Source organism: Okibacterium sp. AC114, from assembly GCF_979253355.1.
Genome location: NZ_CEEDBR010000001.1, coordinates 2011695 through 2027810, shown reverse-complemented (window position 1 = coordinate 2027810; position 16116 = coordinate 2011695). Strand labels below are relative to the sequence as shown.

Below are 16116 nucleotides of genomic sequence, written 5' to 3'. Positions count from 1 at the left end.
TTCCTCAGGACGGTCGATCAGCGACCGTCGAGGAGGAAAGATGCTTGACACCGCACTCGCCACACTGGCTCAGCACTACCCCGGTTACGGCCCCGGCCCGGGAGCACACCTGTGGTTCCTGCTCATCCCGTTCTTCTGGCTGATCGTGGCCATCGTCCTCTTCGCCGTTTTCGGTCGCCGCTGGTCGAAGCGCGCCGGCGAACGGCGCGAATACATGCGCCAGCACTGGCAGTCCGAGGCACAGGGCGGCGCCGAGAAGGTGCTGGCCGAGCGTTTCGCGCGCGGCGACATCGACGAGGTCGAATACCGGGCCCGCCTCGAGGTCATCCGGTCGTCCAGCCTGCACTCGCCCCAAGGCCCCGGTTTCGGCGGCGGTTTCGGGCCCGGAGCGGGCACCGGCCCGGGGATGCCGCAACAGCGCTGATCGCAACAGCCCGGCTCGCTGCGGCACGACCAGCAGTGTAGCCGGGCGGTGCGGCGCAGGCATCCCTCACCGATTCGCAGCGCGTGCACACCAAGAGGACCTAAACTGAGCGAGTGGTAGCAGTCAATTTGGGTCTCCCTAAAGTCCCTGAAGTTCTGGCGCCGAGGCGTAAGTCCCGTCAGATCAAGGTCGGTAAAGTTCTCGTCGGTGGCGACGCTCCCGTGAGCGTGCAGTCGATGACCACGACACCCACCCCCAACATCAACGCGACACTGCAGCAGATCGCCGAACTCACGGCATCCGGCTGCGACATCGTGCGGGTGGCCGTTCCGAGCCGCGACGACGCCGAAGCTCTTCCGATCATCGCGAAGAAGAGCCAGATCCCCGTGATCGCCGACATCCACTTCCAGCCGAACTACGTCTATGCGGCCATCGACGCCGGCTGCGCCGCGGTTCGCGTGAACCCCGGCAACATCCGAAAATTCGATGACCAGGTCGGCGAGATCGCGCGCCGAGCCAAGGCCGCCGGCGTGTCGGTGCGCATCGGTGTCAACGCCGGTTCGCTCGACCCGCGCCTGCTGCAGAAGTACGGCAAGGCCACGCCCGAGGCCCTCGTCGAGAGCGCCGTCTGGGAGGCGAGCCTCTTCGAGGAGCACGACTTCCACGACTTCAAGATCTCGGTCAAGCACAACGACCCCATCATCATGGTCAAGGCCTACCGTCTGCTCGCCGAGCGCGGCGACTGGCCCCTGCACCTCGGCGTCACCGAGGCCGGCCCGTCGTTCCAGGGCACGATCAAGAGCGCCACGGCTTTCGGCATCCTCCTGTCCGAGGGCATCGGCGACACCATCCGCGTGTCGCTGTCGGCGCCCCCCGCCGAAGAGGTCAAGGTCGGCCTGCAGATCCTGCAGTCGCTCAACCTGCGCGAGCGCAAACTCGAGATCGTCTCGTGCCCGAGCTGCGGCCGCGCCCAGGTCGACGTCTACAAGCTCGCCAACGATGTCACCGACGGCCTCGAAGGCATGACCGTTCCGCTGCGCGTGGCCGTCATGGGTTGCGTCGTCAACGGTCCCGGAGAAGCGCGCGAGGCCGACCTCGGCGTCGCCTCGGGCAACGGCAAGGGCCAGATCTTCGTCAAGGGCGAGGTCATCAAGACCGTCCCCGAGTCCGAGATCGTCCAGACCCTGATCGACGAAGCCAACCGGCTCGCCGCGGAGATGCCCGCCGACGACACGTCGACCGGCAGCCCGGTGGTGACGGTCGGTTCCTAACGAAGGCAGTGGCCGCATGACCATTACCCCTCCGCCCGCAGCCGGACCGATCGGTGCGCCCCCCGCGCCCGGTCCGGCCTCCGGCGCGGGCACCGGTCCCATCACGCCCGATGAGTTGCAGCGCGCGCGCCGCATCTTCGACACGATCGTGGCCGGCTACAGCCAGAAGGTCGTGGGCCAGGACAGCCTGCGCACCACGCTGCTGGTCGCCCTGATCACGGGTGGGCACGTGCTGCTCGAGAGCGTCCCCGGTCTGGCAAAGACGACGGCGGCCGAATCTATCGCCGAGTCGGTGTCGGCCAGCTTCCGTCGCATTCAGTGCACGCCCGACCTCCTGCCCGCCGACATCATCGGCACGCAGATCTACGACCCGGCCACGGCCACGTTCGGCACACAGCTCGGGCCCGTCCACGCCAACTTCGTGTTGCTCGACGAGATCAACCGGTCGAGCGCGAAAACCCAATCGGCCATGCTCGAGGCCATGCAAGAGCGGCAGACGACGATCGGCGGGGAGAACCATCCGCTGCCCTCGCCGTTCATCGTGCTCGCGACGCAGAACCCCATCGAGCAGGAGGGTACCTACCACCTGCCCGAGGCGCAGCTCGACCGCTTCCTCGTGAAAGAGGTGCTCGGCTACCCGAGCCCCGCCGAAGAAGCCGAGATCGTGCGCCGCGTCAACGCCGGCGTCTACGAACCGGGCGGCACCCACGGCCAGGCCGTCACGCTCGATGACGTGCGTTTTCTGCAAAAGCTCGTCCATCGCGTCTACCTCGACCCGGCCGTGCTCAACTACATCGTGCAGGCCGTCTATGTCACGCGTCACGCCGAGCAATACCTGCCGCCGGCACTCGCGGGCTATGTCGAATACGGCGCAAGCCCACGTGCCAGCATCGCCTTCGCCAGCGTGGCCCGCGCCCTCGCGCTGCTGTCCGGCCGCGGCCACGTGATCCCCGAAGACGTGAAGAGCTATCGCTACCAGGTCTTGCGGCACCGACTGATCCTCGGTTTCGAAGCCGACGCCGACGGGGTGACACCCGAGACCATCATCGACGCGATCTTCGGCGCCATCCAAGCACCCTGATCGCCCCAGAAGCCGAACCGTGCCTGCGCTCCTGCCCCGCGTGAAGACCACGCTGTCGATCGTCGCCCACCGTCGCGTGCGAGGCTGGCTCGACGGCGAGTATCGCTCGGTGTTCCACGGCAAATCGCACGACTTCGACGACCTGCGGCCGTACGTGCCTGGCGATGAGATCCGCGACATCGATTGGAAGGCGACGGCGCGGCACGGCGCGCCGCTCACGAAGCGGTACATCGCCTCGCGCAAACAGGCCGTCATGATCGTCGTCGATTCGGGGCGTGACCTGGCGGCCGTGAGCGCGTCTGGCGAACCGAAGCGCGACCTGGCCATTCAGGCGGCCGGCGTCCTGGGCTACCTCGCGCACCGCCACGGCGACCAGGTCGGGCTCGTCACGGGTGACGCCGCGGGCAGCGCCCTCGTGCCGCTCGGCGGCACCGAGGGTCACCTCGAGCGGCTGCTGCAGATCATCCACGCGCGCGCCAGCCTGCAGGGCAGCCCCAGCGATTTCGCGGGGCAGCTCGACTATGTGGCACGGCGGTTCCGGCGGCGCATGCTGCTCGTGATCATCAGTGACGACCAGGCGCTGACGGGCACGGGCTCGACCGCATCCGATCTGCGCCCTGTGCTGCGGCGCCTGCATGCCCGGCACGAGATGCTGTGGGTGTCGATCGCCGACGCCGATCTCGTTGCTGCGAGCCCGCGCGGGGCCGAGCTGCTCGACGTTCAGACCTTCGGCGAGCTGCCCGAGTTCCTCAGGCGCGACCCGCAGGTGCGGCGGGAGTACACCGAACGCGCGACGGCGCAGAAGACCGAGACCCGAGACATCCTCGACCGCATTGGCATCGCCTCGACGCGCATCGAGTCGACCCGCGACGTGGTGCCTAAGCTCTTCCGACTGCTCGAGAGGCACAATCATGCCGGGCGGTGACTACTATCCGCTGGCCGACTTCTCGCCGTGGTGGGCCGTCATCGCGGCAGCCCTCGTGCTGCTCGTAGCGGCCTGGTATGCCTTCGTCATCTGGTTCCCGCGCTGGAAGCACCGTCCGAGGGGTGCCGCTGCCATCCCCGAGCCGGCGCCCTGGCAGCGTCAGCAGCGCATCAGTGAGCACTACCTGGCCGAGATCGACCGGGTCGAGCGCGATTACGCCGACGGGCGCGTCGATGTGCGGGCGGCCCACGTGCGCCTCGCCGAGATCGTGCGTCGCTACACGCTCGAGGCGCGAGGCATCCCGACGCTGCCCATGACCCTGCACGAGTTGCGACAGGCGCGCCTGCCCGAACTGGCCGAGGTCGTGCAGGGCCTGTACCCGAGCGAGTTCGGGGCCGAAGCATCCGGCTCGGTGCACGGATCTGCTCAAGCGGCCCGGCGGGCGGTGACGTCGGCATGGAACTGAGCTTCTGGTGGATGCCCCTCCTCTGGCTGTTCGTCATCGCGGGCGTCGTGGCCCTGGCCTTCGTGCTGACCCGTCGGCGGATGCGGCGACGCCCGGCCCGCGCGGCCGTGCCCGTCGCCCACACCGAACGTCTCACGGCCCTGCCCGCCTACCGTCGCGCCCTGACGCGATACCGCACGCTCCTCGCGCTGAGCATCGCGGCCGTCGTGGTCGCACTCGTGGCCGCCGTCGTGCTGAGCGCCCGCCCTGTCGCCGTCTCGGCGTACCAGCCCGAGTTGCGCAACCGCGACATCGTGTTGTGCCTCGACGTCTCGGGCTCGATGGTCGACTACGACGCCGAGATCGTCGACACGTTCAGCGACCTGGTCGACGAGTTCGACGGCGAACGCATCGGGCTCGTGCTCTTCAACGCCTCGGCGGCGACGGCTTTCCCCCTGACGAGCGATTACGGGTTCGTCGAGGAGCAGCTCAGCACGCTGGGCGAGAAGATGAGAAATGCCGACGAGGACTACTCGTTCGCGAATGGCACCCTGCTCGGCAACGGCTCATCGCTCATCGGCGACGGGCTCGGTTCGTGCGTGATGCGCTTCGACGATATCGGGCAGGAGCGGTCGCGCTCGATCATCCTCGCCACCGACAACTTCGTCGCCGGGGAGCAGATCGTCACGCTGCCCGAGGCGGGCCAATTCGCCACCGAGAACGACGTGACCGTCTATGGCATCAACCCGGGCGACGTGGCGAGCAAGTCCTACATCAAGGATCTGGCCGACGAATTCGAACAGGTCGTCACCGACACGGGCGGCGCCTACTACGCGCTCGACGACCCCGGCGCGATTCCCGCCATCGTCGAGCAGATCCAGTCGGAACAGGCCGCCGATATGACGGGTGCGACGCAGATCGTTAAGACCGACATCCCCGTCTGGCCGATCGTGGCGGGCCTCTTCGGCACCGCGGCCCTCATGGTCCTCGGGTGGAGGCTCAAGCGATGATCTTCCACCCCATCTTCACGCCGCCCGTGCTCATCGTGGTCTTCGGGGGGCTCGCGGCTTTCGCGCTCTGGCAGGCGGCTCGCAACATCCGTCGCCCGGGCGGCTGGCACTGGTTCGTGCGGCTCGCGCTCGTGGGTCTTCTGTTCGGCACGTCGATGCGGCCGGGGCTGCCCGAGACCGAGCATCCGCCCGTCGCCGCCGCGCAGACCGACGTCTACTTCGTGCTCGACACCACCTCGAGCATGGCTGCCGAGGACTACGGCGACGACCAGCCGCGCCTCACGGGGGCCAAAGCCGATATCGAGGCCATCGCCGACCGCCTCGCCGGTTCGCGATTCTCACTCATCACCTTCGACGCCGACACCGTGCAGCGCCTGCCCCTGACCACGGATGCCTCAGCACTCGCGTCCGGCGTCGCCTCCACCACGCAGGAGATCAGCGTCTACTCGCGCGGCAGCAGCATCGGCCAGCCCGCCGCGTTCCTCGAGAAGCAACTCGCCGCCGACAAGGATGCGGCCCCCGACCGCACGCGCATCGTCTACTACCTGGGCGACGGCGAACAGACCGTGAGCACGGCACCGGAGTCCTTCGCCCCCCTCGCCGACCTCGTCGACGGGGGAGCCGTGCTCGGCTACGGCACCGAGGACGGCGGCCCCATGCGCACGTTCTCGGGTTACCGCGACGACTTCTTCGGCGACGACCAGTCCGATGATCAGGGGTCGGACGGATCGAACACCGACGATCCCGACGCCGCCGACCCGGGCGCGGCCGACGACTACATCCAGTACTACGGCCCGAACGGCCAGGAGACCGCCATCTCGATGATCGACGAGAAGGCGCTGGGCACCATCGCCGGGCAGCTCGGCGTCGAGTACGTGCACTCCGAGCCCGGCAGCGACGTCGTGCTGCAGGCGACGCGCGGCATCGAAGTCGGGGCCGCGACATCCGCCCCGAGTGGTCCGCCTTCGGCACCCGAGTTTTATTGGCTGCTCGCCATCCCGTTCGGCCTCTTGCTCCTGACCGAACTCGTGCCGCTGCTGCTCACCCTGCGCGCGCTTCGACGCCCCGCCGCCAGCCAGGCCCACACGGAGGTTCCCCGATGACCCTGTTCTCGCAAGATCTCCAGACGCCGGGCGCCGGGCCGCAGACACCGGGTGGCCCCTTCCAACACCCGCGCCGACCCCAGCCCCCGCAGCACCTCGTCCGGCGCACGCGCCGCCGTCTCTTCTGGTGGTCGCTGCCCGTCGTGCTCGTCATCCTCGCGATCGCGTGGAAGCTCGTGAGCCTGCAACTCACCACCGATGGCGCCAAGGATGATTTCGCCGCCGGTGATTACGAGGGGAGCGCCGACCGGTCGGGCTCGCTGCTCGTGGCCAATCTCATCGAGCCGTGGATCCCGTACTACAACCGCGGCACCGCCCTCGCCACCTTCCAGAACTACACGCCCGCCACCGACGACCTCGGTGAGGCACTCACGCGGGCTCCCGCATCCGAACGTTGCATGGTGCGTGTCAACCTCGCGCTCGCCTGGGAACAGCAGGGGGATGCCTATCGCGGCGCCGGCTATGAGGAGGGCGCCATCCGCCTCTACGAGACGTCGCTCGCCGTCATCCGCGACGGAGCTGCCGACGGCTGCCAGACCGACGAGTCGTCGCGCTCGCTCGAACAGCGCGACACGCTGCAGACCGCCGACGAACGCGTGCAGGCGAAGATCGATCAGCAGCCGCCGCAGGTGCTCCCGCAACCCGGTCAGGATGATGCGCAGGGTGAGGGTTCGTCGGGGGAGAACGACCCGAGCGCCGAGGAGAAGCTGCAGGAACGCGGCGACCAGGCGGCCGAAGAGAAGGCCAAGCAGGACGCCGAGGAACGTGGCCGCAACGGCGGCGGCCGCACGACCGACAAGCCCTGGTAGCGACGCACCGTCGCGGCCACCCGGCGCGGCAACCCGGCCCCTCCCGCTAGCATGGTCAGGTGGTCACGCGTCTCAGTAATTACTTCCTCCGCACCCTCCGTGAAGATCCCTCCGATGCGGAGGTGACGAGTCACCGGCTGCTGGTGCGCGCGGGCTACATCCGCCGCCAGGCCCCCGGCGTCTTCGCCTGGCTGCCCATCGGTCTGCGGGTCAAGAACAAGATCGAGCAGATCATCCGCGAGGAGATGGCCGCGGCCGGCGCGCACGAGGTGCATTTCCCGGCGCTGCTGCCGCGCGAGCCCTACGAGATCACCAACCGGTGGACCGAGTACGGCGACGCCCTCTTCCGTCTGCACGACCGCAAGGGTGCCGACTACCTGCTCGCCCCCACGCACGAAGAAGCGTTCACGCTGCTCGTGAAAGACCTCTACGGCAGCTACAAAGACCTGCCGCTCTCGATCTTCCAGATCCAGGACAAGTACCGCGACGAGGCCCGTCCCCGCGCCGGCCTCCTCCGCGGTCGCGAGTTCACCATGAAGGACGCCTACTCGTTCGACTACACCGACGCCGGCCTCGACGCGAGCTACCAGGCCCAGCGCGACGCCTACGAGCGCATCTTCCAGCGCCTCGGCCTCGAATACGTCATCGTCAAGGCGGATGCCGGGGCCATGGGTGGCTCGCGCAGCGAAGAGTTCCTGCACCCGACCCCCGTCGGCGAGGACACGTTCGTGCGCTCCGACCACGGCTACGCGGCCAACGTCGAGGCCTTCACGACCGTCGTGCCCGAGGCGCTCCCCGTCGAGGGGCTGCCCGAGGCCGTCGTGCGCGACACACCGAACACCCCCACCATCCAGACGCTCGTCGACGTGGCGAACGCCGAGGCGCCCCGCGACGGTGCCCCCTGGACGGCCGCCGACACCCTGAAGAACGTCGTGCTCGCGCTCACCCACCTCGATGGAACGCGCGAGCTCGTCATCGTGGGCCTGCCGGGCGACCGCGACGTCGACCTGAAGCGCGCCGAGGTGGCGTTCGCGCCCGCCGAGGTCGAAGCGGCCACCGCCGAGGACTTCGCCAAGCACCCCGGACTCGTCAAGGGCTACATCGGGCCCGGCGATCAGAGCGGCCTCGTGCTCGGCGAAAACGGCAGCACGGGCATCCGCTACGTGCTCGACCCCCGCGTCGTCGACGGCACGTCGTGGATCACGGGCGCCAACGAGGACGGCAAGCACGTCTTCGGTCTCGTCGCGGGCCGCGATTTCACAGCCGACGGCGTCGTCGAGACGGCCGCCGTGCGTGAGGGCGACGAGGCACCGGATGGCTCGGGCCCCGTGCACCTCGCCCGCGGCATGGAGATCGGCCACGTGTTCCAGCTCGGCCGCAAGTACGCCGAAGCGCTCGGCCTCAAGGTGCTCGACGAGAACGGCAAGCTCGTCACGGTCACCATGGGTTCCTACGGCATCGGTGTCACGCGCGCCCTGGCGATCATCGCCGAGGGCAACAACGACGAGAAGGGCCTCGTCTGGCCCGAGAACGTCGCACCTTTCGATGCCTATGTCATCGCGACCGGCCGTGACCAGGCGGTCTTCGAGGCCGCCGATGGTGTCGCCCAGGCGCTCGAGGGCGCCGGTTACGACGTGCTCTACGACGATCGCCCCAAGGTCTCGCCCGGTGTGAAGTTCGGCGATGCCGAGCTCATCGGTGTGCCGAAGATCGTGATCGTCGGCCGCGGTGTCGCGGACGGCGTCGTCGAATTGTGGGACCGCCGTTCGGGGGAGCGCACCGAGGTGCCCATCGCCGAGGTCGTCGAGCGCCTGCAGGCCCAGCGCACCATCTGAGCGAACCTCGATACGCGCGCTCACGAGCGGACCGCCGATGGTCCGCTCGGTGCGTGGTGTCGTGCGGGCGCAGAGTCCGGTACGCTAGCAAGTTGTTCCGTTCTTGGTGAACGGATGTATCTGAATAGAGGAGGCCGCCGGTGGATATCGACCTCACCGTTTTGAAGATGATGGAGCGGGAACGAGAGATCCCGTTCGACGAGCTCGTGCACATCATCGAGCAGGCGATTTTGACCGCCTACATCAAGAGTGAGACGCAGGGCGGCCAGGATGCTCCAGAAGCCCGGGTCGAACTCAACCGCAAGACCGGCCACGTGTCGGTCCTTATTCCCGAGCGCGACGAAGAGGGTGTCGTCATCGGTGAATCCGAGACCATGCCGGATGACTTCGGCCGCATCGCCGCTTTCGCCGCCAAGCAGGTCATCAACCAGCGTCTGCGCGACATCGCCGACGACGCGGTTCTCGGCCAGTTCAAGGGCCGCGAGGGCGACATCGTCGCCGGTGTGATCCAGCAGGGTCCGAACCCGCGCATGATCCACGTCGACCTGGGAACGGTCGAGGCCATCATGCCTCCCGAGGAGCAGGTGCCGGGCGAGGACTACAAGCACGGCTCCCGCATCCGCGTCTACGTCACCTCGGTGGCGAAGGGGCAGAAGGGTCCGCAGATCACGGTCTCGCGCACCCACCCGGGTCTCGTGCGCAAGCTGTTCGCGCTCGAGGTTCCCGAGATCGCTTCGGGTGTCGTCGAGATCATCTCGCTGGCCCGCGAGGCCGGCCACCGCACGAAGATCGCGGTGAAGGCCAACGACCCGAGCGTCAACGCCAAGGGTGCCTGCATCGGCGAACTGGGCCGTCGCGTGCGCGCCGTCACCGACGAGCTCGGCAACGAGAAGATCGACATCGTCGACTACTCGCCGAACCTGCCGGTGTTCGTGGCCAACGCCCTGTCGCCCGCCAAGGTCTCGAGCGCTTTCGTGCTCGACGAGGCCACGAAGGCCGTCCGCGCCCTGGTGCCCGACTATCAGCTCTCGCTCGCGATCGGCAAGGAGGGCCAGAACGCCCGCCTCGCCGCGAAGCTAACGGGCGCGAAGATCGACATCCAACCGGATTCCGTCATGGAATCCGACTAGAGGTCGATCTTCGCGCCGGGGAGAGACGGCGAATCAGCCGTCTCTCCCCGGTCTCGGGCGCAGCCCGAGCACAAACACAGCCATCCAGCCACCACGGCGCGGCACCTAGCTCATGCAACTCCAACGCGTCACCCCTACCAGCCACTCACACTTCCCCCCAAAAGAGAGTGGCTGAACCCATGTCAGGAGGGGAGTGCTAAGATGGAACCACTACGAACGTGCGTCGGATGCCGTTCACGTGCCCCACAAACCCACCTCTTGCGATTCGTCGCGCGCGGTACGGAGCTCGTCGTCGATGAGGCGGCGGTTCTGCCCGGTAGAGGGGCATGGATCCATCCGAATCTCGATTGTTACCACCTCGCAGAGAAACGCCGAGCTTTCGGTCGCGCTCTTCGCGCTGGCAACGCCATCGACACGACACACCTAGAGAAATGGCTGAACGGCTAATGGACAACTAATGAGCGGCTCGAAATGAGACCCGTCCGTAAGTGAGGTCTGCCCTGTCCGGGGTCAGACCCAGACAGGAGAATAGTGGCTGGAAAACCACGCGTACACGAGATCGCATCCGAACTCGGTGTCGACAGCAAGGTCGCCCTTGCAAAACTGAAAGAGCTTGGCGAGTTCGTCAAGTCCCCGTCTTCGACGATCGAACCCCCCGTCGCGCGCAAGCTGCGTGCCGCGCTGGAGTCCGAGGCGTCTCAGGCATCCGGTGCCCCCGCACCGAAGGCCCCCGCGGCCAAGGCCCCCGCAACGGGCGCCAAGTCCGCCGCTAAGCCGTCGTCGGGCCCCACGCCCGCAACGGCCAAGAAGGCTCAGGATGCTCCGGCTCCCGCGCCCGCTCCGGCAACCCCGGCCCAGGCTGCTCCCGCTCCGGCGGCGCCCGCCGCGCCGGCCGCCGAGAAGCCCGCTGCTGCATCCGCTCCGACGCCGGCAGCCGCCGCGCCGAAGTCCGAAGCTGCACCCACGTCCGATGCTGCCCCGGCAGAGTCGTCCGCAACCCCCTCTTCCTCGAAGCCGACCCCCGGCCCCGCCGCTCCTCCCCGTCCGGGTGGCGCAGCAGGTGCCCGTCCGGGCGCCCCGCGTCCGGGTAACAACCCCTTCGCGTCGTCGCAGGGCATGGGTCAGCGCCCGCCGCGTCCCGGCAACAACCCCTTCGCCAGCGCGCAGGGCATGGGCCAGCGTCCGACGCCGGCCAACATCCCTCGCCCGCAGGCTCCTCGCCCCGGCAGCCCCCGTCCCGGTCAGCCGGCACAGGGTCAGCGTCCCGGCGGTCCCGGTCGTCCGGGTGGAGCAGGTCGCCCCGGTGGCGGCGGCTTCCAGCGTCCCGGCGGTGCCGGTGGCGCCCCCGCGGCTGGTGGCTTCCAGCGTCCCGGCTTCGGCCCCTCGCGTCCCGCGGGTGGCGGCGGCGGTCGCGGTCGTGGCCCCGGTGGTGGAACCGCCGGTGCGTTCGGTCGTGGCGGCGGCAAGAGCAAGTCGCGCAAGTCGAAGCGTACGAAGAGGCAGGAATTCGAGCTGCGGGAGGCCCCGTCGCTGGGTGGCGTGAGCGTTCCCCGCGGCGACGGCAACACCGTCATCCGCCTGCGTCGCGGCGCCTCGATCTCCGACTTCGCCGACAAGATCGACGCGAGCCCCGGAAACCTGGTCACGGTTCTCTTCCACCTCGGTGAGATGGCCACGGCGACCGAATCGCTCGACGAGGCCACCTTCGAGGTGCTCGGCGACGAACTCGGCTACAAGATCCAGATGGTTTCACCCGAGGACGAAGACCGCGAGCTGCTCGAGGGCTTCGACATCGACCTCGATCAGGAGCTCGAAGACGAGGGCGACGACCAGCTGGTCATCCGTCCCCCCGTCGTCACGGTCATGGGTCACGTCGACCACGGTAAGACCCGCCTGTTGGATGCCATCCGAAACGCCAACGTCGTCGCCGGCGAGGCCGGTGGCATCACGCAGCACATCGGTGCCTACCAGGTGGTCACCGAGCACGAGGGCCTCGAACGCGCCATCACCTTCATCGACACCCCGGGCCACGAGGCGTTCACCGCCATGCGTGCACGTGGTGCGCAGGTGACCGACATCGCGATCCTCGTTGTCGCGGCCGACGACGGCATCATGCCGCAGACGGTCGAAGCCTTGAACCACGCCCAGGCGGCCAACGTGCCGATCGTGGTCGCGGTCAACAAGATCGACAAGCCCGACGCCAACCCGGCCAAGGTTCGTCAGCAGCTGACCGAATACGGTCTGGTTGCCGAGGAATACGGTGGAGACGTCATGTTCGTCAACGTCTCGGCTCGCGAGAACGTGGGCATCCAGGACCTGCTCGACGCCGTTCTGCTCACCGCAGACGCCGGGCTCGACCTGCGTGCAAACCCCGACAAGGACGCACGTGGTGTGGCCATCGAAGCGAAGCTCGACAAGGGCCGCGGTTCGGTTGCGACCGTGCTCATCCAGTCGGGAACGCTGCGCGTCGGAGACGCCATCGTCGCCGGCACGGCTTACGGCCGTGTGCGAGCGATGGTCGACGAGAACGGCGACACCGTCGCCGAGGCCGGTCCGTCGCGCCCCGTGCAGGTTCAGGGTCTGTCGAGCGTTCCCCGCGCCGGCGACACGTTCCTCGTCACCGAGGAAGACCGCACGGCACGTCAGATCGCCGAGAAGCGTGAAGCCGCCGAGCGCAACGCCTCGCTGGCCAAGGCCCGCAAGCGCATCAGCCTCGAGGACTTCACCCGCGCACTCGAAGAGGGCAAGGTCGAGTCGCTCAACCTCATCATCAAGGGCGACGTGTCGGGTGCTGTCGAAGCGCTCGAAGAATCGCTGCTCAAGATCGAGGTCGACGACAGCGTTCAGCTGCGCATCATCCACCGTGGTGTGGGTGCCGTCACCGAGTCCGACGTCAACCTGGCGACGATCGACAACGCGATCATCATCGGGTTCAACGTCCGCCCCGACCCGAAGGCCCGTGAGCGCGCCGCCCGCGAGGGTGTCGACATCCGGTTCTACTCGGTCATCTACAACGCACTCGAGGATGTCGAGCAGAGCCTGACCGGCATGCTCAAGCCCGAGTACGAAGAGGTTCAGTCGGGTGTGGCCGAGATCCGCGAGGTGTTCCGTTCCTCCAAGTTCGGCAACATCGCGGGTGTCATCGTCCGCTCCGGAACGATCACGCGAAACGCCAAGGCTCGCGTCATCCGCGACGGCGTCGTGGTCGGCGACAACCTGGCCATCGAATCGCTGCGTCGCTTCAAGGACGACGTCACCGAGGTGCGCACGGACTTCGAGGCCGGTATCGGTCTCGGCAAGTTCAACGACATCCAGATCGGCGATGAGATCGAAACCACCGAGATGAAGGAAAAGCCGCGCGGCTAATCCTCACCTCCAAACCGGAGCCGGTCGGTCGCCCCAGGGCGGTTCGACCGGCTCCGGCCGTTAACGGGTGCCGCTGCCACGACGGGGCGCTCCGGCATCCGATCACCGAGCGATAAGCTCGAACTCGCAGATTTACAGAAAGAGGACACCATGGTCGATCACGCACGCGCCCGCAAGATGGCTGACCGCATCAAAGTGGTCATCGCCGAACGCCTCGACCGCGGCATCAAAGACCCGCGGCTCGGGTTCGTCACCATCACCGACGTTCAGGTGACGGGCGACCTGCAGCACGCCAGCGTCTTCTACACCGTCTACGGTTCCGACCAGGAGCGTGCCGACACGCAGGCCGCGCTGAAGTCCGCGACCGGCATGCTGCGCTCCGAGGTGGGCAAGAACATCACGGCGCGCCTGACGCCGTCGCTCGAATTCATCCTCGACGCCATTCCCGAGAACGCGCAGCACATCGAAGACCTGCTGCGCACGGCGCGCGAGCGTGACGCCGAGGCGCTGAAGTTGGCGCAGGGCGCAAGCTACGCCGGCGACGAGAACCCCTATGTCACCGATACCGACGACGAGGACGACGAGGCGGATGCCGCCGCGGCACCTGCGCCTGCCGTCGCACCTGTCGCAGTCGACGAGGCTGCCTCGTCTGACGACGAGAGCGCCTCGGCCGGTGACGACGAAACCGTCTCGGGCAACGAAGACGACACGAAGTAGCGCGAGCATTCCTCGGCGCTGAGCTGGGAAACTCAAGCGATCGGTAGACCGGCGGGCACAGGGTGTCCGCCGGTTTTCTGTTCCTGTCGAGAGGCCGGCCTCGAGTGACAGCCGCAGACGACATCGACAGGCGAGAGCGTGTGGCAGCGCGGCCGACGCGTCAACGTGTGCCCAGGCACTCGGCTTCCCGGGAAGGGTGAAGGAGCCCGCGTCGGCGAACCCCGTCTTGCGGCCTAGCGTGCGGCCGCTGGGAGGCCAGGGCTGGATTTACGGCAGGACGTAGCCCTCGTCTTCGGGCACGGCCAGGCCGTCGGCGACGAGGCCCGCCAGGGCGCGCTGCAACTGGTCGACATCGGGCCAGAGACCGGCGATCTCGGCGGGGGAGACCGGGCGGTGCGTGTGCCGCAGTTCGGCCATGATGAGTCCACGAACGTGACGGTCAGAGCCCTCGTACTTCTTCTGCACGGCCTTCTTTTGGCCCGTGAACTCGGGGTAGCCGGCTGCGCGCCAACGGCAGATGTCGCGGAGCGGGCACGCGTCGCACTGCGGGGAACGAGCCGTGCAGCGGATGGCTCCGAGCTCCATGATGCCCGCGTTGAACGCACGCGCGTCGGCGAGATCATCCGGAAGCAGTGCCGTCATGGCGGGGAGGTCGCGTCTGGCCGACGGGGGTCCGGGCTGGCCGTTGCCGTCGACGGCGCGCGCGATGACGCGGCGCACATTCGTGTCGACGACGGGGTGCCGCAGGCCGTAGGCGAAGACACTGACGGCGCGGGCGGTGTAGTCGCCGATGCCCGTGAGGGCCAGCAGCTGGTCGACGTCGGAGGGGACGACCCCGCCGTGGCGCTCGGTGATCTCGACGGCCGCGCGATGCAGCCACAGGGCCCGCCGGGGATAACCGAGGTTGGCCCACGCGCGCACGGCCTCCCCGGGCGGCGAGGCGGCCAGGTCGGCGGGTGTGGGCCAGCGGGCGAGCCACTCGTCGAGGCGCGGGATGACGCGGGCAACGGGCGTCTGCTGAAGCATGAATTCGCTGACGAGCGTTCCCCACGCCGTGAAGCCGGGGCGCCGCCAGGGCAGGTCGCGGGCGTTCTCGGCGAACCACGCGATGATCGGTGTTGCGACATCTATCGGCGAGGCTTGCTCGCGTTCTGCGACGTCGGGCAGCGGCGATTCGGATGATTGGCGCATCGGTTTCAGAGTACCCGCTGGTCGACCGCTCGAACGCCTCTCGGGCGTGCGGAGTAGGCTGAAAACATGATGCTGGCGAACACTCCGAGGGTTGTCCTTCTGCGCGATCTGCGCGACGAGATCTCGCACAACTATGGCGTCGGGCGCACGATCGTGGCGGTCGACGGCATCGGCGGGTCGGGTTCGGCCGAGTTCGCCGACGGGCTGGCCGAGGTGTTCCGCGAGCAGGGTCGCGCAGCTTTCCGGGCATCCATCGACGATTTCCACCGGCCGCGCACCGAGCGCTACCGCCGCGGCGAGAACGACCCTCGGGGCTACTACGACGACTCGTTCGACTACAGCTTGTTCCGGCGCGTGCTCATCGAGCCCTACCGCCTGGGCGGCAGCGCGGGTTTCCAGCTCGTGGGCTTCGACGAGCGGCGCGATCAGACGGCGCAGTCGGCCTGGGTCACTGCGCCGCGCGACGCCGTGCTCATCGTAGACGGGGTCTTCCTCAACCGTGACGAGCTGCGCGGCCTGTGGCACTATTCGATCCGGCTCGACGTGCCCTACAGCGAGGCCTACCGCCGGCTGCACGAGACGCTCGGTGTCGACGCCGATCCCGAGGCCGCCTCGAACGCGCGCTACGTGGGCGGGCAGGACCTCTATGAGGCCGAAGGCGACCCGCGCACGCGCGCCACGGCCGTGATCGACAACGCCGACCCCGCGCATCCACGCCGCCTGTTTCTCGACAGCTGCTGACCGCCATCAAAGCGGTTCCTCGATCGGCCCCCGCACGGGTCGAGGTGCCGGTTATGGCAGGATTCTTG

Annotated in this window: 15 protein-coding genes; 14 read left to right on the top strand and 1 reads right to left on the bottom strand. The window is 68.1% G+C overall.

Annotated features, from left to right (window positions below; genetic code table 11):
- Positions 1 to 40: 40 nt before the first annotated feature.
- The 13 genes from ACZ6IE_RS09475 to rbfA all read left to right on the top strand — a co-directional run bounded on the left by ACZ6IE_RS09475 (position 41) and on the right by rbfA (position 14116).
- Positions 41 to 424 (top strand): SHOCT domain-containing protein, encoded by a 384-nt coding sequence (locus ACZ6IE_RS09475; RefSeq protein WP_464607734.1) that lies wholly within the window; start codon positions 41 to 43, stop codon positions 422 to 424.
- Positions 425 to 537: 113 nt separating this feature from the next.
- Positions 538 to 1695, top strand: coding sequence for a flavodoxin-dependent (E)-4-hydroxy-3-methylbut-2-enyl-diphosphate synthase (ispG, locus tag ACZ6IE_RS09470; protein WP_077055397.1), 1158 nt, complete (start codon positions 538 to 540; stop codon positions 1693 to 1695).
- Positions 1696 to 1711: 16 nt separating this feature from the next.
- Complete coding sequence (locus ACZ6IE_RS09465) at positions 1712 to 2776, top strand: AAA family ATPase (protein ID WP_464607733.1); 1065 nt, start codon at positions 1712 to 1714, stop codon at positions 2774 to 2776.
- Between the two features lie 19 nt (positions 2777 to 2795).
- A complete protein-coding gene (locus ACZ6IE_RS09460) occupies positions 2796 to 3701 on the top strand; it encodes a DUF58 domain-containing protein (RefSeq protein WP_464607732.1) in 906 nt (301 codons plus the stop codon).
- Positions 3688 to 4167, top strand: a complete 480-nt coding sequence (locus tag ACZ6IE_RS09455; RefSeq protein ID WP_464607731.1) for a hypothetical protein — start codon at positions 3688 to 3690, stop codon at positions 4165 to 4167. The genes ACZ6IE_RS09460 and ACZ6IE_RS09455 overlap by 14 nt, the downstream gene beginning before the upstream one ends.
- Positions 4158 to 5156, top strand: coding sequence for a vWA domain-containing protein (locus ACZ6IE_RS09450; RefSeq protein ID WP_464607730.1), 999 nt, complete (start codon positions 4158 to 4160; stop codon positions 5154 to 5156). The genes ACZ6IE_RS09455 and ACZ6IE_RS09450 overlap by 10 nt, the downstream gene beginning before the upstream one ends.
- The gene (locus ACZ6IE_RS09445; RefSeq protein ID WP_464607729.1) at positions 5153 to 6259 is read left to right on the top strand and encodes a VWA domain-containing protein; all 1107 of its coding nucleotides are present in this window, start codon (positions 5153 to 5155) and stop codon (positions 6257 to 6259) included. The genes ACZ6IE_RS09450 and ACZ6IE_RS09445 overlap by 4 nt, the downstream gene beginning before the upstream one ends.
- On the top strand, positions 6256 to 7068 hold the full coding sequence (locus tag ACZ6IE_RS09440) for a hypothetical protein (protein WP_464607728.1): 813 nt from the start codon (positions 6256 to 6258) through the stop codon (positions 7066 to 7068). The genes ACZ6IE_RS09445 and ACZ6IE_RS09440 overlap by 4 nt, the downstream gene beginning before the upstream one ends.
- 59 nt (positions 7069 to 7127) lie before the next feature.
- Positions 7128 to 8903, top strand: a complete 1776-nt coding sequence (locus ACZ6IE_RS09435; protein ID WP_464607727.1) for a proline--tRNA ligase — start codon at positions 7128 to 7130, stop codon at positions 8901 to 8903.
- Positions 8904 to 9043: 140 nt separating this feature from the next.
- A complete protein-coding gene (gene nusA / locus ACZ6IE_RS09430) occupies positions 9044 to 10033 on the top strand; it encodes a transcription termination factor NusA (protein WP_079728384.1) in 990 nt (329 codons plus the stop codon).
- Between the two features lie 201 nt (positions 10034 to 10234).
- Positions 10235 to 10480 carry a YlxR family protein gene (locus ACZ6IE_RS09425; RefSeq protein ID WP_077055405.1) on the top strand — a complete coding sequence of 82 codons (246 nt, stop codon included), beginning with the start codon at positions 10235 to 10237 and terminating at the stop codon, positions 10478 to 10480.
- A gap of 84 nt (positions 10481 to 10564) precedes the next feature.
- Positions 10565 to 13399 (top strand): translation initiation factor IF-2, encoded by a 2835-nt coding sequence (infB, locus tag ACZ6IE_RS09420; RefSeq protein WP_464607726.1) that lies wholly within the window; start codon positions 10565 to 10567, stop codon positions 13397 to 13399.
- A gap of 150 nt (positions 13400 to 13549) precedes the next feature.
- Positions 13550 to 14116: a 30S ribosome-binding factor RbfA gene (gene rbfA / locus ACZ6IE_RS09415; RefSeq protein WP_464607725.1), complete on the top strand. Its 567-nt coding sequence runs from the start codon at positions 13550 to 13552 to the stop codon at positions 14114 to 14116.
- A gap of 267 nt (positions 14117 to 14383) precedes the next feature.
- Here the strand turns inward: rbfA and ACZ6IE_RS09410 are convergent, their stop codons facing one another.
- Positions 14384 to 15307, bottom strand: a complete 924-nt coding sequence (locus ACZ6IE_RS09410) for an HhH-GPD family protein (protein ID WP_464607724.1) — start codon at positions 15305 to 15307, stop codon at positions 14384 to 14386.
- Between the two features lie 66 nt (positions 15308 to 15373).
- Between ACZ6IE_RS09410 and ACZ6IE_RS09405 the strand changes: the two genes are divergently transcribed.
- The gene (locus ACZ6IE_RS09405) at positions 15374 to 16048 is read left to right on the top strand and encodes a nucleoside/nucleotide kinase family protein (protein WP_464607723.1); all 675 of its coding nucleotides are present in this window, start codon (positions 15374 to 15376) and stop codon (positions 16046 to 16048) included.
- Positions 16049 to 16116 lie beyond the last annotated feature (68 nt).

What these genes read in the sequence shown, in the direction of transcription:
- ACZ6IE_RS09455 (WP_464607731.1), top strand. Translation starts at nt 3,688, where the DNA reads ATGCCGGGCGGTGACTACTATCCGCTGGCCGACTTCTCGCCGTGGTGG.
- ACZ6IE_RS09475 (WP_464607734.1), top strand. Translation starts at nt 41, where the DNA reads ATGCTTGACACCGCACTCGCCACACTGGCTCAGCACTACCCCGGTTAC.
- rbfA (WP_464607725.1), top strand. Translation starts at nt 13,550, where the DNA reads ATGGTCGATCACGCACGCGCCCGCAAGATGGCTGACCGCATCAAAGTG.
- ACZ6IE_RS09465 (WP_464607733.1), top strand. Translation starts at nt 1,712, where the DNA reads ATGACCATTACCCCTCCGCCCGCAGCCGGACCGATCGGTGCGCCCCCC.
- ACZ6IE_RS09405 (WP_464607723.1), top strand. Translation starts at nt 15,374, where the DNA reads ATGATGCTGGCGAACACTCCGAGGGTTGTCCTTCTGCGCGATCTGCGC.
- ACZ6IE_RS09445 (WP_464607729.1), top strand. Translation starts at nt 5,153, where the DNA reads ATGATCTTCCACCCCATCTTCACGCCGCCCGTGCTCATCGTGGTCTTC.
- ACZ6IE_RS09440 (WP_464607728.1), top strand. Translation starts at nt 6,256, where the DNA reads ATGACCCTGTTCTCGCAAGATCTCCAGACGCCGGGCGCCGGGCCGCAG.
- ACZ6IE_RS09450 (WP_464607730.1), top strand. Translation starts at nt 4,158, where the DNA reads ATGGAACTGAGCTTCTGGTGGATGCCCCTCCTCTGGCTGTTCGTCATC.
- ACZ6IE_RS09425 (WP_077055405.1), top strand. Translation starts at nt 10,235, where the DNA reads ATGGAACCACTACGAACGTGCGTCGGATGCCGTTCACGTGCCCCACAA.
- ACZ6IE_RS09410 (WP_464607724.1), bottom strand. Translation starts at nt 15,307, where the DNA reads ATGCGCCAATCATCCGAATCGCCGCTGCCCGACGTCGCAGAACGCGAG.